15 protein-coding genes are annotated in these 21990 nt (G+C 34.7%); 3 read left to right on the forward strand and 12 right to left on the reverse strand.

What is annotated here, in order from left to right:
* Nucleotides 1-118: 118 nt before the first annotated feature.
* Together PBV87_RS17390 and PBV87_RS17395 are read left to right on the forward strand one after the other, a co-directional pair.
* Complete coding sequence (locus PBV87_RS17390) at nt 119-1879, forward strand: ABC transporter ATP-binding protein (protein WP_271013134.1); 1761 nt, start codon at nt 119-121, stop codon at nt 1877-1879.
* Nucleotides 1880-3658 carry an ABC transporter ATP-binding protein gene (locus PBV87_RS17395; RefSeq protein WP_271013135.1) on the forward strand — a complete coding sequence of 593 codons (1779 nt, stop codon included), beginning with the start codon at nt 1880-1882 and terminating at the stop codon, nt 3656-3658.
* Between the two features lie 84 nt (nt 3659-3742).
* Here the strand turns inward: PBV87_RS17395 and PBV87_RS17400 are convergent, their stop codons facing one another.
* The 8 genes from PBV87_RS17400 to PBV87_RS17435 form a co-directional block, all read right to left on the reverse strand.
* Nucleotides 3743-5623: a DUF4914 family protein gene (locus PBV87_RS17400; protein ID WP_271013136.1), complete on the reverse strand. Its 1881-nt coding sequence runs from the start codon at nt 5621-5623 to the stop codon at nt 3743-3745.
* 447 nt (nt 5624-6070) lie between these two features.
* A complete protein-coding gene (locus PBV87_RS17405) occupies nt 6071-7846 on the reverse strand; it encodes an oleate hydratase (RefSeq protein WP_271013137.1) in 1776 nt (591 codons plus the stop codon).
* A gap of 183 nt (nt 7847-8029) precedes the next feature.
* On the reverse strand, nt 8030-8602 hold the full coding sequence (locus tag PBV87_RS17410) for a TetR-like C-terminal domain-containing protein (RefSeq protein ID WP_053982926.1): 573 nt from the start codon (nt 8600-8602) through the stop codon (nt 8030-8032).
* A 132-nt stretch (nt 8603-8734) separates the two neighbouring features.
* Nucleotides 8735-10447 carry a methyl-accepting chemotaxis protein gene (locus PBV87_RS17415; protein ID WP_271013138.1) on the reverse strand — a complete coding sequence of 571 codons (1713 nt, stop codon included), beginning with the start codon at nt 10445-10447 and terminating at the stop codon, nt 8735-8737.
* A gap of 313 nt (nt 10448-10760) precedes the next feature.
* Nucleotides 10761-11546, reverse strand: a complete 786-nt coding sequence (locus PBV87_RS17420) for a PHP domain-containing protein (protein ID WP_271013139.1) — start codon at nt 11544-11546, stop codon at nt 10761-10763.
* Between the two features lie 3 nt (nt 11547-11549).
* Nucleotides 11550-12380 (reverse strand): energy-coupling factor transporter transmembrane component T family protein, encoded by an 831-nt coding sequence (locus PBV87_RS17425; protein ID WP_271013140.1) that lies wholly within the window; start codon nt 12378-12380, stop codon nt 11550-11552.
* Nucleotides 12364-14073: an ABC transporter ATP-binding protein gene (locus tag PBV87_RS17430; protein ID WP_271013141.1), complete on the reverse strand. Its 1710-nt coding sequence runs from the start codon at nt 14071-14073 to the stop codon at nt 12364-12366. Before PBV87_RS17430 ends, PBV87_RS17425 begins: the two co-directional genes overlap by 17 nt.
* The gene (locus PBV87_RS17435) at nt 14057-14926 is read right to left on the reverse strand and encodes a DUF8171 family membrane protein (protein ID WP_271013142.1); all 870 of its coding nucleotides are present in this window, start codon (nt 14924-14926) and stop codon (nt 14057-14059) included. Before PBV87_RS17435 ends, PBV87_RS17430 begins: the two co-directional genes overlap by 17 nt.
* Before the next feature lie 240 nt (nt 14927-15166).
* Between PBV87_RS17435 and PBV87_RS17440 the strand changes: the two genes are divergently transcribed.
* Nucleotides 15167-16336, forward strand: a complete 1170-nt coding sequence (locus tag PBV87_RS17440; protein WP_271013143.1) for an iron-containing alcohol dehydrogenase — start codon at nt 15167-15169, stop codon at nt 16334-16336.
* Nucleotides 16337-16481: 145 nt separating this feature from the next.
* Here PBV87_RS17440 and PBV87_RS17445 read toward each other — a convergent pair whose 3' ends face one another.
* Genes PBV87_RS17445 through PBV87_RS17460 form a run of 4 tightly spaced genes read right to left on the reverse strand, consistent with a single transcriptional unit; the run spans nt 16482 to nt 21840 of the window.
* Entirely contained in the window at nt 16482-17651 is a 1170-nt protein-coding gene (locus tag PBV87_RS17445; RefSeq protein WP_271013144.1) for a glycoside hydrolase family 88 protein, read from the reverse strand.
* 12 nt (nt 17652-17663) lie between these two features.
* Nucleotides 17664-19985, reverse strand: a complete 2322-nt coding sequence (locus PBV87_RS17450; RefSeq protein ID WP_271013145.1) for a polysaccharide lyase 8 family protein — start codon at nt 19983-19985, stop codon at nt 17664-17666.
* 14 nt (nt 19986-19999) lie between these two features.
* Nucleotides 20000-20863 carry a carbohydrate ABC transporter permease gene (locus PBV87_RS17455; RefSeq protein ID WP_271013146.1) on the reverse strand — a complete coding sequence of 288 codons (864 nt, stop codon included), beginning with the start codon at nt 20861-20863 and terminating at the stop codon, nt 20000-20002.
* Between the two features lie 14 nt (nt 20864-20877).
* A complete protein-coding gene (locus PBV87_RS17460) occupies nt 20878-21840 on the reverse strand; it encodes an ABC transporter permease (protein ID WP_271013147.1) in 963 nt (320 codons plus the stop codon).
* Nucleotides 21841-21990: the final 150 nt, after the last annotated feature.

A 21990-nucleotide genomic window follows, 5' to 3' on the forward strand; every position in this document is an offset into this window, starting at 1 on the left:
TCTATTGTATACCATTATAAGAAAATCCATCAATAGGTTAATATAATACATTTTTATTTTCTTTAATCTTTATATAATGAAGAGTGTTAGTTTGAAATCACCTATTAGGAGGGACATTATGGAGACATTTAAGTGGATATGGGGATACCTTAAAGACTATAAGTTCAAATATGGCTTTTGCTTAGTACTTGTACTTGTAGCAGCTTTAATCAGTATGATCAATCCTATTCTCGGTGGGATTATTGTAGATAGGGTATTAGAGGGTGGAGAAACCAATATCCTTATACCTATCTTGCTCATCACCGTTGTTACTGCTCTTGTTAAAAACATCGTAGCATATACTTATCAGATGAGTTTTGAGCGTATTTCTCAAAACATCTTAATACGTATTAGAAAAGACTTATTCGATAAGCTTCTTACTCTAGACGTAGACTTTTACAAACAGATGAAAACAGGTGACCTTATGGCACGTATTACTGGGGATACAGATCTCCTCAGACACTTTATTGCATGGGTTATCTATAATATTTTAAATAACGTAAGTGTATTTGTATTCGGCTTACTTTGCATGTGGTTTATTAATCCAACTTTAACAATCGCTATGCTCATTGTATGCCCATTTATTGCATTCTTTACAGAAAAGATGAGTAGACGTATCGGACCTACTTTCCACAAAGCACGTGAAGCTTATTCAAGATTAAACTCAGTTGTTCAAGAAAACATTAGTGGAAATCGTATTGTTAAAGCCTTCTCTAAAGAAGACTATGAAATTGAAAAATTTAATAGACAAAATGCCTTTTATAAGGAAGCAAATATGGACACCATTGAGGTCACTCAACACTATATTCCTATTTTGGAATTCTTAGCAAGCTTCCTAACAGTTGTTATGATCTTTATTGGGGGAATCTTAGTTATTCAAGATCAAATGACTATTGGTGACTTAATGGCATTCAATGGACTTCTTTGGGCACTTAATAACCCAATGCGTTCTGCAGGATACCTTATCAATGATACACAACGTTTCATTGCAAGTTCTAAAAAAATCCGTGAGCTTCTTGCTACAGAATCTAAGATTCAAAACCAAGAAGATGCACAAGAACCTGAGCGTATTAAAGGAGAAATAGAGTTCAAAAATGTATCTTTCAGCTTTGAAGATACAGATGCACTTAGAAAAGTTTCCTTTAAAGCAAAACCTGGTCAAACAATAGGTATTATCGGCCATACTGGTGCTGGTAAATCTACTTTAATCAACTTAATCTGTCGTTTCTACGAACCTGTAAGCGGTCAAGTATTAATCGATGGAAAAGATATTCGTAGCTATAGTCTAAAAAAACTTCGTGAAAGTATCGCCATGGCTATGCAAGAGGTATTCCTCTTCTCTGATACAATTGAAGCCAACATTCGTTATGGTGTACCAAGAGCTTCATCTAACCAAATTCAACAATTTGCTGCTATGGCAGAAGCAGATAGCTTTATCCGTAGTATGCCAGAAGGATATGACACTGTTGTTGGTGAACGTGGTGTAGGCCTTTCTGGTGGTCAAAGACAACGTATTGCGCTTGCTCGTGCACTCATCAAAGATCCTTCAGTTTTAATCTTAGATGATACAACTTCAGCTCTAGACATGGAAACAGAGATGCGTATTCAACAAAAGCTTAATGAAACAACACGTAAACGTACAACGTTCATTATTGCTCACCGTATTTCTTCAGTTAAAGCTGCTGATCTTATTTTAGTTCTTAGACGTGGCCGTGTTATTGAGCAAGGCACACATGATGAACTTATGGCACTTAAAGGCCACTATTACAAAGTATTTGAAACACAATTTGGTGACTTTGATCAAGAACTTGCTGATTTTACACAAAAGGAGGCGAACTAAATGGCACGTAATACCTTCGATCAAGACGAAACATTAGAACAAGGGTTTAGCATGTACCATGTAAAACGCCTTTATGACTATATGAGACCATACAACAAACCAATCTTCTTCTGTATGTTCCTCATGGTTATTTCAAGTATACTAGGCCTACTTGGTCCTTATATTATTAAAGTAGCACTAGATGACTATATTCCAAATAAGAATATTGCAGGTCTTACAGGTGCAACTGTACTTTTCATTCTTTCACTGATTGGTATCAGTTGGATTATGCAAAATCGTATCAAAACAATGGGACGCGTAGGGCAAGACATTCTTATCGATATGCGTCATGACCTCTTTGTGAACTTACAAAGACTTCCTTTTACATATTATGATACTAGACCTCACGGCAAAATTTTAGTAAGAGTTGTAAACTACATTAACTCTTTAAGTGATTTATTAAGTAATGGTTTTGTCAATTTAGTAGCAGATATCTTTAGTATTATTCTTACTATGGTCTTTATGTTTGTATTAGATGCTAGACTTGCTTGGGTAAGTTTAATCGGTGTTCCTATTCTTATGGCTTTCATGTATCCACTTAAAGCCCTTCAAAGAAAAGCACATCAAAAGCTTAGTACAAAGCAATCTAATATGAACGCTTATGTAAGCGAAAGTATTAATGGTATGCGCGTTACTCAAGCCTTTGCTCACGAAGAAGAAAGTATGCGTGTTAATGAGCACGTATGTGAAGAATACAGCAACGCTTGGCTTGGTGCTGTTAAACTTAACTTCCTTGTATGGCCTATTATGGATAACGTAGCAACTTTAACTGTTGCCCTTGTATATGGTAGTGCGGTATTCATCTTTGTAGATAATATCACTGTTGGTTTACTTGTTGCCTTTGTTGCTTATGTTTGGCGTTTCTGGGGTCCTATCACAAACCTTGGTAACTTCTATAACACAATCATCAATGCTATGGCAAACCTTGAGCGTATCTTCGAACTTATGGATGAAGAACCAACTGTCCAAGATGCACCTGGTGCAACTGAGCTTCCTCAAATTAACGGCCTTGTAGAATTCGAAGATGTTAAATTTGCTTATGAAGATGATGAAATGATTCTTAAAGGTGTAAGCTTCACAGCTAAACCTGGTGAACGTGTTGCCATTGTTGGACCAACTGGTTCAGGTAAAACAACCATCATCAACCTTATTAGCCGCTTCTACAATATTAATGACGGTCGTATCCTTATCGATGGTCATGATATCAGTCAAGTAACCCTTAAGTCACTTCGTGGGCAAATGGGGATCATGATGCAAGACTCATTCATCTTCTCAGGTACCATCATGGATAACATCCGCTACGGTAACTTAGATGCAACAGATGAAGAAGTTATCGCTGCAGCAAAAGTTGTTAAAGCCCATGACTTCATTATGAGTTTTGAACAAGGTTATGAAACAGTAGTTAATGAACGTGGTGATAGACTTTCTGTAGGTCAAAGACAGCTTATCTCATTCGCACGTGCACTTCTTGCAAATCCTAAGATTCTTATCTTAGATGAAGCGACTTCAAGTATTGATAGCCAGACTGAAGTACTTCTTCAACAAGGGCTTGATGAGCTCCTTAAAGGTAGAACTTCATTTGTTATCGCTCATAGACTTTCTACTATCAAGAACTCAGATAAAATTATCTACATTCAAGATGGTAAGATCCTTGAAATGGGTACACATGATGAGCTTATCGCAGAAGGTGGTGGCTACTGTCACCTTTACACAACACAATATGAATTATTAAAAGCTTAAATAATAAATAAAAAAGCCTCCTAGAATTAATCTAGGAGGCTTTTACATTGTAATTTCTTTAATATTTATTAATCATATACTCTATTATAATCTGATTGGCATTAACTCAATATAATCATCTAACGTTCCGTCATTTAAACAGCACTCTATAATTTGTCTACCTAATGGATGAAGTTCTGGAGATAAGTACTTCTTGAGTTCTTCTTTGAAGAAATCATTTAGGATAGTCGCCCCTTTGTCATAACCTTCAGTTCCTACTTCAGGTTGTAAATGTGTTCTAAGTAGTACTTTTGGTAAATCCATACCATCAACTTTAAGATTTGCTAAAGAGTAACCTAGTAGTGGACATCTAGATGCTTCTAATTGTTCTGTTCTAAACTTCACACTCCCCCTTCTTGCTAAGTATTCTCTAGCAATCCATTGAGACATGAACCCTACTTCATAAGCCCCAATATTTTGATTTGGTATAAGGATGTATCTTGTACTTGGTGTTCTCATAATTTGTTCTAATAATAAGTTTGCTTGGTCTACTTTTTTACCTGTAGCAAATGGCCAGTAAGATCCTACGCCTTCACTTACCATTCCTTCACTATCTAGGATACTTGGATTAGCATGTCCCCTTGGTGCAACTAATCTCCATAACCATGCAAGTGCTGGAGGAAGTATATGGAACATCCCCATGATACCATAGCTTGGCTCTTCTTTTGTACAAATAGGCGCTCTTACCCCAAAGCTTCTAATATCTACTTCTACAGGTTCATTAATAATATTTGGCACATAGCTTCTAGGCATAATTACACGTGGGTTCGGACAAGGTTTACCCGTTTCTTCGTCTAGAGTATGTTCCCAGATTAAGCATGTTGAATCTGGCGTTGCATGCATATTTAAGAAAATAAGTGGTTGTTTTGGATGAATACACATTTTCTCATAATGTGGATCTGTACCATATTCTGTAATATGATTCATACGAAGGAACCAGCCTTCTTCACCATCTGTTACCACAAGCTTCTTACTATCCCCTTGCACACTTGGATGGCACATTGCCATATCATCTGTTACAGGTTGAAGTTCACAATTTGCATTAAGATCAATATAAGTCTTATCTCTAGTTACAGTGTTACGAGCAAGTAAAATATGTCCTTCTGCATCTTTGTGAATGTATTCTGCCATTTCACTTTTACCACCACCACTTGCACCTTCATGCATGATGGTTAATACATTTTCATATGGTGTAATCACTTTAACAGTTGAAGCATGTAAGGTTACCCATGACTCTTCTTCACCAATATCTAGTAATACACTATACATTCCCTTTTTAGCACTTGGACCTGGATATAAGTTATAGGAGAATACTTCATGTACACCCTCTAATCGATTATGTACAACAACTTGTTTCCCATCAAAGTGTGTATGTCTAAAAGGAGGTGCTAAGTATACAATAGATCTTGGTTTAAACCCATCTCTTACCTCATCTGCAGGTACTAATCCTTGAAGGTCTCCTAAAGCTGCGGCAAAGAATCCTGCATTTTTAGGTGCAATGAGTATTGCTTCATAACCTCGTTCATGGCCCCCTGCCATAAATGGTACAACCATTAATTCTTGGCTACCTAACCATTCAAAGGTAAGTTCCCTTGTTCTATCAAATTCTTCCCCATATTTTTCTTTATAGCGTGGTTTATCTGTTGGTTTATGGTCTGCTATGACCATACAGTGAGGGTCACGTCGTCTCATATACATTTCTTTATAGTTAACTGCCACACCATTTTTACATTTTACAACTTCCGCTTCTACAACTTGGCCCATCTCTGGAACATGGTATGCGACTTCAAATATTTTATTATCTTTTTCCCCTAATGCTAGTTTTAGTAAGTGTTCTCTATTTCTAGGTACAATAAGATTTGACTGTTCACTTAATAATTCTAATACCTCTATTGGTAATACCATCTTGTTTAACACATTATTCATGTTATCATCTCCAGTCATTAATAGTAGATTCTAAGCTATTAAATTTCTTAATTTTTAACCCAAATGATTTATTTAACCCTTTAAACTTCATTATCTTTCTTGTTAATCATAACTATTTTTTCAACACATGTAAATACATTTATTATAAAATCATTAATTTTAAGCTTTTATATGTCTTTATCTATATATCTATTGTTATTAGTTTACATCTTTTAATTCTGAATATTCTTTTTAAAGAATTTATATTTTTATTTATTTCACCTTATATCTATTCATCTTACTTATAACAAATACACTTCCTCATCATCTCACTTTCTCAAAAAAACCACTCATTCCAATGCTTTCAAGAGATACACTACCTAAACTTTACTTTTCACATTTTCAAAAAGGTAACCTTCTTACACTCTAAAAAGAGCAAGGTGTATTTTTCACCTTGCCCTTCTCGTTCTAGATTAGATTATATTCTTTGAGTAATTTTTCAATATCTGAACCATGAATTTTCTTAAGCACATCTTTCATAACCATTTTTTCTTTAAGGCCTAAGTTCATTTCAGTTACTTTCTTACCATCTCTTAACTGTACTGTTGAATTTAAAAGTGCACGTACATCATACACACTTCCCCATACCTCTGGAACAGCACGATCTACATTGAGTAATGTGTATACTGCTTCCATACCTGTACGCATAGAGTATTCTGTTGTAAAGATTGTATCACGTTCTGTTTCTGCAAATTGTCCAAGGAAAGCAAAGTTTACAGCACCTTGTGGTACTACATCTGGTCTGTCTCCTGCTTCACGTGGCATAAAGAATGATGTGATGTAAGGCATCATACAAGGAATACAATTTGAGCTATTTTCTGCTAAATCTTCAATTTGATCTACTGGTACACCCATGTGGTATAACCATTCCATACAGATTTCTTTACCTGTACATTCTTTCATCGTTTTCTTTACAAAGTTACCTGGTTTATCACTGAATAATCCATAGATCCAGCCTACTAACTGACCTTTTGGTTGTGTACGGAATTGTGGTTGACGGTTAAATGTCCAGCTAAGTAACCAGTTAGAGTCTTTAGCTGTAACAATACCTCCTGTAACGACTTTGCCGCTAAATGGATCACGTTGACAAATCTTTTGAACGTATGGAGGAATCTTATCATCCAATGTTGTCACTGTAGCTGACATCCAGTTTGTTAAATCTGGTGTTGTACAGAATTTATCTGGATGGCCAAATGAAGGGTCTTGGGCTGCTATCTTGCGCCACATATCCCAACATTTACCTGGTTTGATTTCATAGTTAAATGGTGCTGGAGTATAGTGGTCTCCAAGTGTTGAACACTCTGTACAACTACCATTTGTAATAAAGGCTAAGTCATCTTCGCTTAAATCAATGGCATCTTCTGCACCATCATGTACGAAGATAATACGTTTAGCTACTTTTTTGCTTGGCCTGATATCAAATTCTACATTGATCACTTCTGTTTCATAATGGAATTGAACATTGTGTGATTCAAGGTATTTTACCATTGGTAAAATCATTGATTCATATTGATTGTATTTTGTAAATCTAAGTGCCTTAAAGTCTGGTAATCCACCAATGTGGTGAATGAAACGTTTAATATAAAGTTTCATTTCTAATGCACTATGCCAGTTTTCAAAAGCAAACATTGTACGCCAATATAACCAGAAGTTAGAGTTGAGTACCTCTTCGCTAAATAATTCATCAATACGTCTGTTGTAAAGGGCTTCATCTGGTGTAAAGAATAATTTCATAATCTCCATAGCACCTTTATCTGATAAACCAAATTTACCATCTGTATGTGCATCTTCGCCACAATTAATGGTTGCACGCATTAATGAGTAGTTAGGATCCTTTTTGTTAAGCCAGTAGTATTCATCTAAAACACTAACACCTTCTGTTTCAATAGATGGGATAGAACGCATTAAATCCCACATACATTCAAAGTGGTTATCCATTTCACGTCCACCACGCATAACATAACCTAGATTTTGATATTCATAGCCATCGCATGCACCACCTGGAATAGGGTCTTTTTCTAAGATATGAATACGTTCACCTTTCATTTGACCATCACGTACTAAGTAACAAGCTGCTGCTAGTGCAGCAAGACCTGACCCAATAAGATAGGCTGACTTGTTATCAACACCCTCTGGTTTTAAAGGACGTGCAAAAGCTTCATAATTACCACTACCATAATACATAAACATTCCTCCCTAAACTTCTTATCTATTATTTGTTAATTCATCTATTTCGCTTATAAATTAACTTTATCAATTTATGTATTCGGTCACAACAGACAACAAAAGAGCGATGTTCAAACTTCGAACACCGCTTTTAATTTGATGAAATTTTAGGCATTTGATAACTTTTGTCTGTATCTTTTTCTACCACTTATCTTTTAAGCTTGCACTTCTTTGAAGAGATAAAGCAATATTGCCATCAAAGAGTAAACCAATTCTATGAATCACCTTTTCTGGGTCCTCTTTCATCCCTGATCCAATCCAGTGGAGTAACATTTCTGTTAGCGCGCTTTGATAAAAGGTTACAATCAGACGCTTGTCACTATCCGCTGCTGGTATATCGCGACTCATCTCTTCTACATAACGACTCATGACATTTTCTGCTACATTATATAAGTACTTTTCTAGTTCTTCTTTTTGAAGGGAATTATAGACATGATAAATAGCTTTTTTATTTTGAAGCGCAAAATGGGTTGCAACGAGGAAGCTCTCTTCCCAGGATAGAGAAGCATTATATTCTTCCCTCACCTTTTGAAACTCTGTCTGAAACAACTCTTCTAATAAAGCATATAGATCTGGATAATAGTAATAAAAGGTATTTCGGTTGATTTCACATACTGTAACAATATCCTTTACTGTAATCTTATTTAAAGGACGTTCATTCAGCATCTGAACAAATGCATCACGTATTACTTTTCTAGTATATTGCTGTGCCATGTACCTACCTCCTATATTTTCATTACGATCTTTCTTTATTCTATCATTCTATATGGTATTCTTGAAAAATTTATGTAGCTGCTATTTAAAAAAGCAACTACCTCATAAAGGTAGCTGCTTTCTCATTGTTCTCTAAACTTGAAATCTTGATATAATACCTTGTACTTCTTGTACTAATCCAGCTTGTTCTTGTGCTGTCTGGGCAATTTGTTCTATAACTTGTACTGCTTCATTGCTATTATCTCTAACAGTTGTTATGCCTTCTGAAGATGTTTGAGCCATATTAGCAACATTTTGTATACCTTCGCTCACTTGTGATACGATTGCTGTAATCTCTTGACTCATTGCCGCTACATCTTCACTCATGGCATTCATAAACACACCATCTTGTTCATATTGATTACCTATTTTAACAAAGTTATAGAATTCTTCTTTTATTTCATCATTCATAAACTTAAGTAAGTTACTACTACTCTCTTCCATAAGACCAAATGCACCCTGTACTTCCTCTATAGTTACTTTAACCTTCTGTACAGCTTCTTTAGATGCCTCTGCGAGTGTTCTTACTTCTTCTGCAACAACAGCAAATCCTCTTCCGTGTTCTCCTGCTCTTGCCGCTTCAATTGCTGCATTTAAAGCAAGAAGATTCGTTTGAGCTGCAATATTTTCTATTGTTTCAGCCATATTTACTATTTCACTTACCACCTTACCTTTTTGGGCAGCTTCTAGTATTTCTTTTTCTACATTATCATACAGACTGATCGTACGTTCAGTTACTGCTTTAATATCTTCTTTGATTTGTACTGCTCTATTTTTAATTTGCTCTGAATTTATATTTCCTTCCATAGCTTTGTCTGCTAAGATGCCTATACTTGAATTGACTTCTTCTATAGACTGCGCTATTTGTTGTGTAGCATCATTTGTTCTTTCTGTCATTGCCTTAATTTCGTTGGTAGAACTATTAACTTCTTGGAACTGAGCTGTCATTTCCTCAGTTGCTGCAGACAATTCTTCACTTCCTGCACCTATATCAGACATTCCATTTTTAACTGTCATAATTAATTGTTTCATATTTTCTTGGGCATTATTTAAGGATTTGCCTATCAATCCAAATTCATTATTTGTTTTCACCTCTATTGTCTGAGTAAGATTATATTCTGCTAATCGTTCTGACATCTCCATAATTTTACGGAGAGAAGTTTTTATACTTATAATCATTAATACTGAGAATAGTATAGATGTAGCTATTGCTACTACTAAAATCATAATCGTTACCTGTACAGATTTTTGATAAATTTGTTGATTAGTAGCAACAGACTCTGCTGCCCATTGAACATTTAATTCAACCATTTTATCAATTTCAGCTATATTTTTTGCTAATGCTGCCTCATATTGAGGAAGCAAACTTGTAACCTTCTTCTCATCCCCTTGTTTTATTGCTTCAATAACTTCATCTCTACTATTTCTATATTTATTTAGCTCTTCTAATATAGCTTCAAATTGTGCCTTATCTTCTTCACGATGTGCCCCTTGTCTATAACCCTCTACAGCTATTTCACTATTTCTTTTTATATTTTCTATTTCATCTAAAAGTTTTTCTGTAGTATGCTTATCTGTAGTAAGCATAAGCTTTTGTACATGGTCACGCATTTCTAACTGGATTTTTGCTAATTCTTGAATATGTACAATCCCCTGCGTATTATCATAATACATCTCCCCTGCAGCATCGCTAATCTTTCTCATATTATTCATGGAAAGTAACCATATTGCCAACATCATAGTAATAATTAAAGAAAAAATAAACACTAGTTGGAACGTTATCTTGATCTCTTTAATCTTTTTCATAATTATTTCTCCTCTTTTAGTTGTTTATATGTTGCAGTAACTTCTTGTGTATACTCCTAGAGAGATGCTCTTTATACCTCCTTCGTTCTAGACTAAAAAAGACTCATGTATGGATAAACCATACATGAGTCTTGTTATTTAAGACAAGCCAGGCTACATAACAGCCATGATGTTGAACTTGCCACTTATATTATAAGCCAACTACTCCCTCATGAAGCAACTACCTTAGTATAAGACTTTGATTATTCAAAGTCAAATTATATCTATTTTAATATTTTTGGATATAAATTTATAAATATTTAACCCATCACTTTTACTCACCTACGAGTACTTTTACATAATCTCCACCTAATGCATAAATTTCTTTTAGTGCCTTCTTTAACGTAGCTGCTGATTCTACTTTAAAGCTCGCCTCTTGATGTGCATGTATGCTATGATTTTGTAATTGTACCAGTCCAATGAGTTCTTCTACTGTTATAGGCATTTCCTCAAAGGCTGTATAAATACATCCATATTGAAAGGCTTGATGGGTATCGCTTCCTCCTACCATTGGAAGATTCAATCTCGTTGCTAATTCACTAAGTTCTCGTCTTGCCTGTTCACCTTTTCCAGCATAATCTTTACCATTCAAATCTAAAAAGTAAAGTTGTTTTAATAAATGCTCAGGCAAGGTTGGAATGGCTCCTCCTTCTCTATAAGGATGCGCCCCCCCTAAGTACACATTAACCCCTTTTGCTTGCTCTAATAATTCTTCAAATGGAAGAAAGTTTTCCTTTGACTTATAAGGCTCTAATGCCCTATTGAAGGCTATAATATCCTCTATTTTCCCTAGAGCTAATATATGGCCACCTTCTTGTATATCTATCTCCATACCCGGAAAAATCCTAAGTCCATTTATAACAAATGTATCTCCCTCTTGCGGATAATTTTCTCGAATATAGTTATATACTTCTTCAAAGCCTAAGGTATTGAAGTGCTCCGTAATACAGATTGCATCTAAACCATTTTGTTTTGCCTCTCCAAAAAGCCAATCCGTATACTTAGATGCGAAAGGTAACTTTTTAGCTAGTTTTACGTGTGTATGAAAGTCTATTCTCATGCCTTATGCTCCTATTCCCATTGCTATAAAAGTAATACTTATTACATAAAAAATTGAAATCCCTGCAAATGCTACATCTCTTTGTGTAAACTTTAGTACAGAAAGCTTCATTTTTTTAACTCTTGGATTACTTGTCGCATAGCGATACCCTTTTACTTCTAATGCTTCTACAGTTGTTCTTGAACATTTAGCAGTATTTAGCATAAGTGGATAGAACGCTAAAATAATAATTTTAACTTGATAAATCAAGTACTTAACTTTCCCCTTAAATCCTGTTTTATCTGGTGACATTCCTCTTAATCTACAAGATAATAAGATATTTTGGAACTGCTCCATTAAAATTGGTAATATACGATACGCAAAAGAAATACTAAATGAAAGTTGATCTGGGCATCCAAAATATAAAAGCCCATTAGATAATTTATCTGGATCTAACCCTGAAAATACCGTAATTGATGCCAGTGAGACAACTGCTACCTTTAAGGTAAGTACAAGAAGCGGAACAACTGTACTCATGTTACCTCCAAAGAATAGCGACACAAACAGTAAATAACCTGATTGTGTAAATATCCCTACACAAAACAGGAAAAGTACCAATGGTGCTATCTTCGCAAGTTTTGTTGTAACAGCTACAAATAAGAATAAACCTAGTAACATATAAACGTTATCAATAAACCAAGGTACCACCCCAAAGAAAAGGTACCATACAAGTAATGTTCTTGGGTCTAATAGTGCAATAGGTGTGTCATCATTTCCATAAGCATTTTTGTATACTTGATTACGTAAGTAATCTATTGAAACCTTATCTACAATACTCTCAGCTAACTTGGCCATAATTAACCCCCTTTACAAACTCTTCTACTGTGAAACAAGATGCCTTAGGATCAAGTTCCTTACCCATTCGATAGATTTCTGGTGGTACAATCCCTACCTTATTGCATATGTAACTATTCTCAAATACTTCTTCGCGTGGTCCGTCCATCATAATTTGCCCTCTTGAAAGTACAATGATTCTATCTGCCCATTCAGATACAAGCTGCATATCATGTGTTGCAATGATTGCTGTTTCTACCACATCTTTTAGTCGTTCTAAAGTTCTCATAATCTCTTTACGTGTTGCAATATCTAGATTTGCTGTTGGTTCATCTAATAAGAGTACAGATGGATTAAGTGCAATCCCAACAGCCAAAGAAGCTCTTCTCATTTGCCCACCAGATAACAAACGCCCATCTCTTTCCCTTAGTTCATTGAGATTGAATAAACGCATTAACTCTTCAGTACGTTCTTCATAGGCCGGTATTTTTCTTACCTTCATAGAATAAGCAATGTCTTGTTCTATAGAGTCTTTGATGAACATTTCTTCTGGATTTTGATAGACAAGGGATACCTTTTGGAATAGTGCTTCTGGGGTGGTCTTTTTAGTAGACTGCCCATATACAAACACCTCCCCTTCCGTAGGTTTTAACAATCCTGTCATCAGTTTCATAAGTGTAGATTTTCCTGCTCCATTAGAACCTATTAAAGCAATCTTTTCCCCTCTTTTTATATCCAGTGAAAACTGAGATAAGATACGAGGTTTCTCCCCTTTAATTGCTCTATAATCTACAGATACATTTTGAAGTGAAATAATGGTTTCCCCTTTATCCTCTTTTATCTCTTCTACTTGATTACTAAAACTTTTCCCTTTTAGCTGTTCAAAAAAGTCATTACCTTCTTCTACTGTTGTTGGCAAAAGTCCGCTTGATGTCACTAAGCCTTCTTCCCTAAGCTTTTTAGCTGCTAATGTGATTTGAGGTGGGAAGATATCACATGCTTCTAGCTCCTCTACACGTGTTAAAGCTTCTCGTGTTGGTAACTTCCAAACAACCTCTCCCTTATTCATCATCATAACATTTTGACAGTACTCAGCAATAAACTCCGTATGATGCTCAATAACAATAATTGTTTTATTATGAACTTGGTTCAGGTACTTAAGCACTTCATAAGTTTGCTGGGCATGCTTAGGATCTAGTTGAGCAATAGGTTCATCTAATACAATAACCTCCGGTTGAAGTGCCATGACACTTGCCAATGCAAGTAAATGCTTTTGCCCTCCTGAAAGTTGCCACACATAATCTTGTTCCTTTTCATCTAATCCAATTAATTTAAGTGCACGTCTTGCTCTTAACTCATAGTCTTCCATTGCATAGTTTAAACATGCAAAAGAAGCATCATCTAATACAGTTGGTCTTACGATTTGATTTTCAAAATCTTGATAGACATATCCTACATTTTGGGATAATTGCCCTATCTCTTCATTGAGAGTATTTAATCCTGCTACTTCTACAGTTCCTTCAAAGTCCCCTACTATAAAATGAGGAATAACCCCATTGAATGTCTTACATAATGTTGACTTACCACATCCATTACTTCCTATAATAGCTAAGAAATCTCCCTTTTCTACTTCCAAAGAGATATTCTTAAGTATAGGAGCCTCAGCTCCTGGATAAGTAAAAGTCAAATTTTCAATCTTAATCAATCTGTCCACTTCCTTGTTCTGTCTGATTCATTGCCGCTCTTTTTTTCATAAAGTTAAATATAAGTAATGCTATAACGAGAGCTGCAAGCATACTTATCCCCACTGCGCCCATACTTTCTGCCCACTCAGCTTCCCAATCAATAAAATTAATACCCACTTCTGACATAAATTCAAATAATACTGCCCCAACAAATCCCACTATACTTAAAATGACTACTTTAGCACTAAATACTTTATCTTCACCTAAAACAGTATTTTTATCTCTAGGTTTCATACCTAAAAGTGGTTCGATTTTTCTATAAAGTCTAGGTACTAAGTAAAGTGTTGGGAGTAAACAGAATAAGATGCCTGAGAATAGCACATCGTTTAAAAAGGCAAATCCTTCTGTAAAGAATACACTCTCTGGTAATCCCGCTACTGCTTCAAAACTTTCTACTGCAAATTGAACTTTTAAGATATCTACTGCACATCCCATAGCTTGTTGAACAACAACACCTGTTAATGCTGCGATCCCTACCATTTTTCTATTAAGAGGGTCTTTTACCATTCTTCCTGCAATATAAATTCCAATGGTTAAAGTTAAGAACTTTTCTAACTCACCAACTCCACCAAATTGTCCTAACATAATTTCACTAAATACAATTTCCCCTGTGGCTGCACCTAATGCTGCTGAAAGTGGATCAAATAACATGGCTAACACTAAAGGAATAAATAAGAAGTATTCTACTGAGAATTCTACAATTCCTACTTGGAACTTAGGAATAAGCTCTGTTAGTAACGTTGCCAATCCATATAAAGACATAGATAGAACAAATATCATCATTTTCTGTGATTGCGTAATTGTTTTCATTTTATTTTTCATGAATACTAAAACCTCCAAATGTATTTTTTTCTTCAAGCAAAATCATATCATCATTTCAGAATAGTTTAGTTAAATTCATGTAAAATAGCCGTAAAGTTTTAAAATTTAATGTAAAATTTAAGTTTTCAATCTTTTTATTTATAATTTTTAAATCTCTCATTGACTTAGAGTACACTCTAAGTCTTATACTATATTTAACTCTGAAAATTTAATACAAATCAAAAATATGGAGGATACAAAATGGGTTTTAATTATTACATTCCAACTAAAATTTTATTCGGGCAAGGCAAATTAAACGAACTAGGTAATCAAAGCTTACCTGGAAAACGAGCTTTAATTGTTACCTCTAGCGGTACATCCGTTATTAAATATGGTTATTTGGATAGAGTAAAAGAACAATTAGAAAAAGCTGGCGTATCTTCTATTGTATTTAATAAAATTCTACCTAATCCTATCAAGGAGCATGTGATGGAAGGTGCTGCTCTTGCAAAAGCTGAAAGCATCGACTTTGTTGTAGGTTTAGGTGGGGGTAGTAGTATAGACGCAGCAAAAGCCATTGCTGTTATGGCAACTAATGACGGTGACTACTGGGATTATATATCTGGCGGTACAGGTAAAGGACTCCCTGTTCCAAACGATCCACTTCCTATTGTCGCTATTACAACAACAGCTGGTACAGGTACAGAAGCTGACCCTTGGACTGTAACCACTAAATCTGAAACTAACGAAAAAATAGGTTTTGGTTATGATAAGACCTTCCCTGTTTTATCTATCGTAGATCCAGAACTTATGCTCACTGTTCCTAAATTCCTTACAGCTTATCAAGGTTTTGACGCCCTCTTCCATAGTACAGAAGGGTATCTTAATACAACCAGCTATGTCATGAGTGATATGTACGCTCTAAAAGCTATTGAACTTATTGGCAAAAGCCTTGCTACAGCAGTACAAGATGGCAGCAATATAGAAGCACGTGAAAACGTTGCACTCGCTAACACCTTAGCTGGTATGGTTGAATCTACATCTGGATGTACTTCTGAGCACAGTATGGCTCATGCCCTTAGTGCTTATCATCCAAGTTTTGAACATGGTGCTGCACTTATCAGTATCAGTGTGGCTTACTATACACACTTTGCTAAAAGTGGAAAATGTGATGACCGCATGATTGATATGGCAAGAGCACTAGGTAACAAAAATGCCACATCTCCTATGGATTTTGTAGAAGCACTTAAAGCACTTCAGGTTGCTTGCGATGTTGCAGACATTAAAATGAGTGACTACGATGTGTCTTACGAAGAACTCCCTACTCTAGTAGACAATGCAGTAGATACGATGGGTGGCCTCTTTGCAGTTGACCCTACCCCACTTAGTAAAAAAGATGTTTTAGCTATTTTACAAGCATCTTATAAATAAACTTATTTTATAAGAAACAAAGGCCTAGAATTATTTTTATATTATAATTCTAGGCCTTTGTTTCTTATATATTTTTTTAGCTTTATATATTGGTTTTACTTTTGTACACTAATTTTCCTTATAATATATATCAATAAAATTCAAATTACCAATAGAGCTCCCAATCCTTTGCCATACGAATAAGTGCTTCACAATAGAAATAGTCTCCCCATGTGTTGCATTCATCTACTCCTCTATTGGTACAGCCATTAAATTCAGAGTCTCTTGCATATGTACTATGTAAAAGTTGCCCATTTGAAATATGACTATCTTGAACAGAATAGTTATTAATTAAAGATTTTAAAATTTTCTTTGCTATGCTTATATAATACTCTGCATCCTCTTGTTCTAAGTATTTAGCCATTTCTAGCATTCCACATACTGCTATTGCGGCAGATGAAGCATCCCTTGGTTCTGTTGAACCATCTGTAAAGTCAAAATCCCAATAAGGTACTAAATCATTAGGCAAACTACTAATAAAGAAATCAGTAATCTTTTTAAAGGTATCTATATACTCAGGGTTACGTGTATACTTATAACTTAGTGCTACACCATATACCCCCCAAGCTTGTCCTCTTGCCCATACAGATCCATCTCTATTTCCTTGGAATGTTACACCATATGTAGGTTCACCTGTTTCTTTATTAAAGAAATGTGTATGATAAGTAGAATAATCTGGCCTCATAATTACCTTAAGTGAAGTTGTAATATGAGCCTTCGCAACATTTGCATATTTTTCATCACCTGTTACCTCTGTTGCCCAATATAAAAGAGGAAGATTCAATAAGCAATCTATAATTAGTCTATAGTTATCCTCTGCTCCTAATTCTCCCCAAGCTTGTATAAAGCCTCCAACTTCTTGGAATCTAGAAATAAGGTTATCTGCTGCTAACAATGCTGCTTTTTTCCCTTTTTCAGACCCTACAAGTTTATATGCTGCTACACATGAAAGAGAGTATAAAAATCCCATATCATGATGATTCACCATCACACGTTTCTCTATTCTCTCTAGAAAGCTCTCCACCTGCTCTAAGGCTACTTTTTTAAACAATTCATCTCCTGTTAATTCATAAGCGATCCATACTTCTCCTGTATAAAATCCCTCTGTCCAATCAAAGTTATCTGTTCCTACATAAAAATTATCTGTGCTATTACAAGACTTAAACTTATTCCCTAATTGTTCAATTGCACTTCTTGTTTGTTTCACGCTATTATTAATAGCTTGTTCTATTTCTTGTGCTGTAACTTCTTCATATGTTTCATATAATTTTCTCATCGCTTTCTCCCTCTACAACTCTGAATTTAGTTTGTTTTTAAGAATAAAAGTTATAGGTAATCCATATTTTTCTTGCCACCTAATATTTAGATGAATATATGACTCTTGTTGATGTAATTCTATTAGACTTGTATCACCTGCAACATACTCAAAGTTTCCATCCAGGATTAAATCCAAAGATTCTCCGCACTCTTTCGTTGGGTCACACAAAGTCACTTCTATATAATGAGTATTATCTTTTAAAGCTATGGAAACAGGCTGACTTACTTGTATCCCTGGTACACTACCCTTTTCAAAGAAATTCAGCATCATTCTATTCTTATACTGAATGCCCTGCATCGATGCCTCATTGGCAACAACACGAATAGGTACATGTTTCTGATAACTTTCCATCTGCTCCCGTGTAATACTCGGTATCATAATATAAGCATAACTTGCGTTTTTTGGCATTCTTCCATGATTAATAGCAAGAGTCATATAGTCTTGTCGTATACCTTCTGGAGATCCGTTAACATTAATAGTGAACCAATTTCCTATTCTTGTATATTCCTCTATAACAATGTCATGTTCTTGCAAAAAGTAGTATCCTGTAGACGTTTTTTCTTTGTCTGTTTCAATATAAATACTACGGGATGTTTGATAAATCTTATTTCTTTCTTCCTTATTAATCTTACGTGTATCTATAATAGTTTCAACTTGCTCTTGATTACTACAAGTAATGTCACATCCTAATGCAACAATTTCATTATCTAACATAAAATAGGATTTCTTAGCCTTCAAGTCGATTCCTAATAAATTTTCTATCTGACCTGTTTCATCATCTATGCCTCTTTTATCTAACTGCATACCTGCTATACCATATAGATCATCTATACTCATTGCACTTACCCATTTTGATGGTGTTCTAAAACTCCCTTGCTCATCTTCAAGTTCTTTATCTACCACTGTAATACCTGCTAATTTATACGGATCCACAGTGGCCCAAAAATCACCATTGTATGCTTCTTGATGATCATCATAAATATAAAGCATGCCATCTCCGGTATAAAATCCTCTTTTGTTTTCTCCTAACATAGTTTCATAAGTTCTAATACGCCAAGAACTCATGCTCAGTGCACACGCAAAGTGCTTTCTATGATGAATCATACGATCCATATAGTTATACGCAAAATTTCCTTCTAACTCTGCCGCTGCAGAAATCTTATCATCTTCTAAGATTGCAAGTGCCATGCGTACACTTGCAATCTCTGTACTTTTTTCTATGTAAGAGCTCACTTTATCTGTTTTTAACCAGTACTTGATTCTTTCCTTATATCTATCTCTATACCTTTGAGGTGCAACTTGGCAAAACCATAACATCGATGTCATAATCATATGCCCTGTTCCATTATCCCGATATTGTTGCCTAGATGCTCCTCTTCCATTAACACAATCCATTCCATGTCCTTTATAAATAATAGGAATAAAACTGTTATCTATCATTTGATAAATATTTTCTATATGTGGGTCGGTAATATGCCATTCACTATCATTTAATAGACAAAGCATTTCACCTAATCCACCAAGCATAACATTCCCATATGTTCCTGTATAAGCTACATCCCTATGTTGAATAAAAGATCCATCTCTATAAAGTCCATCTCTTTTTTCTATGAATTTTTCTGTTGGTCTATAATCTTTAACTTCAAAAACACTACTTAGAGCATCTCTTCCTTGCTTAATTAATAAAGCATTTTCTGTATGTATTCCAAGTAAAATTGCTATTTTAGCTGTATCAACACGATTTCCTCCAACAGAAATCCTTTTTTTAAGTCTTTCATTTGAAGAACGTTCACCAGAATATCTAGGATCTGGTTGATAGTAGTTTATCACTTCGCAATATTGATGACGTTCATCTTTACTTAGATCATCTCCTAACAAAGTCATAATATTAAGCAAAGTAATAGGTGTTCCTATTTCCCAATTCCACCAATTCCCATAGTGATAAGCCTGATTTGCATTATAACTGTGCTCATATAGAAAACTTAACGCTTCTTCTATAATCTTTAATAGCATTTCACTTTTATAATAATGGCTGCCTTGTATACTATAGACCTTACTCATTTCCAAAACTCTTCTATAATTGTTGGTCTGGCACTGAGAATTTGTAAAGTCTGCTTCATCTTTCCATAGGTAGATTCTATTTTTATCTTGGCATAACATTGCTACAATAGACTCTACACGCCTATCTAAATCATCTATAATTCGTTTCTCATAAATAGTTATAGGCTTTGTACTACTTTCGCCAATTAATATCTCTTTCCATTTATTTCTTAATGTTTTAAACGCAGGCAACTTTCTCCCTCCCTTTACTCTTTAACAGCTCCAACCATAACACCTTGTACAAAGTATTTTTGAACAAATGGATAAAGAATCATCATAGGTACAACTGCGATAATAATTGTTGCGTAGATAAAAGTTTCTGCTGAGTATGTAGCTGTCATCTTACTTCCCACTTCATTGACCATATTATTTTCTACAATCCAAGACTTTAACCAAACATTTAGAGGATATTTATTCTCATCACGAATTAAAATCATAGACCAAAAATAACCATTCCATCTAGATACTCCATAAAACAAACTAATCGTCGCCAGTGCTGGTTTAGACAGAGGTAAGAAAATTTTAGTTAATACTTGTAAATCAGTTGCTCCATCAATTGTTGCTGCTTCTTCAAGTGCCTTAGGTACACCCCTAAAGAAGTTGATCATTAAGATAACATTGAAAGTATTAAGAGCTAGTCCTATAATAACTCCCCATGTATTTCTAAGTCCTAACTCAATAAAGTTTAAATATGTAGGAATCATTCCTGCTTGAAACCACATAGTGAATACTACTAAGAAGTTAATAGTCTTTCCACCTTTAAAATATGTCTTAGATAACGGATATGCTCCACAAATTGTAAGTGTCATACTAATTACAGTACCTACTACAGTAATAAAAATACTATTCGCATAGCCACTCCAAATTTCCGGTTTAAAAATGAGTTCTTTGTAAGCCCCAAAAGTTGTTTGAATAGGATAAAGGTAAACACTCCCTTCTGCTACTGCTTTACCAGAACTTAATGAAGCTATTAAAACGTACCAAAATGGATATAATGTTAGTAATGCTATAACAGTTAAAAACACACCTATTATAGCTGTATAAATCTTATCACCTTTACTTGCTATCATATTGTTCCTCCTCCTTAGAAAATACTTGTATCAGAATATTTTTTACTTATCTTATTACTTATATAAACCAGTGCAAATGCAATAATAGAATTAGTAAGGCCTACTGCTGTTGCAAAGTCATATCTTCCTTCTACCATACCTGTTCTATAAACATATGTACTAACAATATCTGCTGTTTGATAAGTACTTGGTTGATAGAGTAGTAAAATCGCTTCATAAGAAACAGATAAAAGTTGACCTATCTTAAGAATAAGCATTACCATAATTGTTGGTCTAATACATGGCAGCGTTACGTGACATAACTGTTTAAATCTTCCCGCACCATCTATACTAGCTGCTTCGTATAATTGAGAATCAACTCCAGATAAAGCTGATATATATACAACTGCACTGAATCCTATTCCTTTCCATACATTCATTCCTGTATAGATTCCTCTAAAGTTCTCTGGCTGAATTAGGAAATAAGTTCTTTCTCCACCAAGTGCTGCAATTATATTATTAATTAAGCCTGATGGTGCTAAAAAGTTTGTTACTAGCCCTGCAATAACAACTATTGAAATGAAATGTGGTAAATAAGTGATTGTTTGAATTGCCTTTTTAAATCGTACACTTTTCATTTCATTAAGCATGAGGGCTAAAATAATAGGTGCTGGGAAGCCGAATACCAAATCATATATACTAATCATAATGGTATTTCTAAATGCTCTCCAAAAAAACTCATCTGTCAAAAATTCTTTGAAATGTTCAAAGCCTGCAAATGGACTTTGTGTAATGCCTGATAAAATATCATAATCTTTAAATCCAATTTGTAACCCGTACATAGGCTTATACATAAAAATGGCATACCAAATTAAAAAGGGTACAATCAATAAATATAACATCCAATGATTAACCACACTTACTTTTAATTGTCCCAAATTTATTAGCACCTTGTTTTTCATATTAGTTTTTACTGTTTTCTCCGTACATGCTTCCATTCACTCTTCTCCTTCTAAATATATTTTCTCATCCATAGTCTTGTTACAAATTGTTGTATATTCAATTTGTTTGAACTCATTTTAAGACATTATACATAACTTTTATATCTACATTTTTTAATATTACATTTAAAATTTATCAATTTTATT

Origin of the sequence: Holtiella tumoricola, from assembly GCF_027857615.1 — a bacterium.
In the GTDB taxonomy this organism is placed as follows: Bacteria; Bacillota; Clostridia; order Lachnospirales; family Cellulosilyticaceae; genus Holtiella; species Holtiella tumoricola.

Coding starts and splice junctions, on each gene's coding strand:
- PBV87_RS17410 (WP_053982926.1), bottom strand. CDS start 8,602: ATGGCACAGCAATATACTAGAAAAGTAATACGTGATGCATTTGTTCAG.
- PBV87_RS17395 (WP_271013135.1), top strand. CDS start 1,880: ATGGCACGTAATACCTTCGATCAAGACGAAACATTAGAACAAGGGTTT.
- PBV87_RS17435 (WP_271013142.1), bottom strand. CDS start 14,926: ATGAAAAATAAAATGAAAACAATTACGCAATCACAGAAAATGATGATA.
- PBV87_RS17440 (WP_271013143.1), top strand. CDS start 15,167: ATGGGTTTTAATTATTACATTCCAACTAAAATTTTATTCGGGCAAGGC.
- PBV87_RS17405 (WP_271013137.1), bottom strand. CDS start 7,846: ATGTATTATGGTAGTGGTAATTATGAAGCTTTTGCACGTCCTTTAAAA.
- PBV87_RS17455 (WP_271013146.1), bottom strand. CDS start 20,863: ATGATAGCAAGTAAAGGTGATAAGATTTATACAGCTATAATAGGTGTG.
- PBV87_RS17420 (WP_271013139.1), bottom strand. CDS start 11,546: ATGAGAATAGACTTTCATACACACGTAAAACTAGCTAAAAAGTTACCT.
- PBV87_RS17415 (WP_271013138.1), bottom strand. CDS start 10,447: ATGAAAAAGATTAAAGAGATCAAGATAACGTTCCAACTAGTGTTTATT.
- PBV87_RS17400 (WP_271013136.1), bottom strand. CDS start 5,623: ATGAATAATGTGTTAAACAAGATGGTATTACCAATAGAGGTATTAGAA.
- PBV87_RS17460 (WP_271013147.1), bottom strand. CDS start 21,840: ATGGAAGCATGTACGGAGAAAACAGTAAAAACTAATATGAAAAACAAG.
- PBV87_RS17390 (WP_271013134.1), top strand. CDS start 119: ATGGAGACATTTAAGTGGATATGGGGATACCTTAAAGACTATAAGTTC.
- PBV87_RS17425 (WP_271013140.1), bottom strand. CDS start 12,380: ATGGCCAAGTTAGCTGAGAGTATTGTAGATAAGGTTTCAATAGATTAC.
- PBV87_RS17445 (WP_271013144.1), bottom strand. CDS start 17,651: ATGAGAAAATTATATGAAACATATGAAGAAGTTACAGCACAAGAAATA.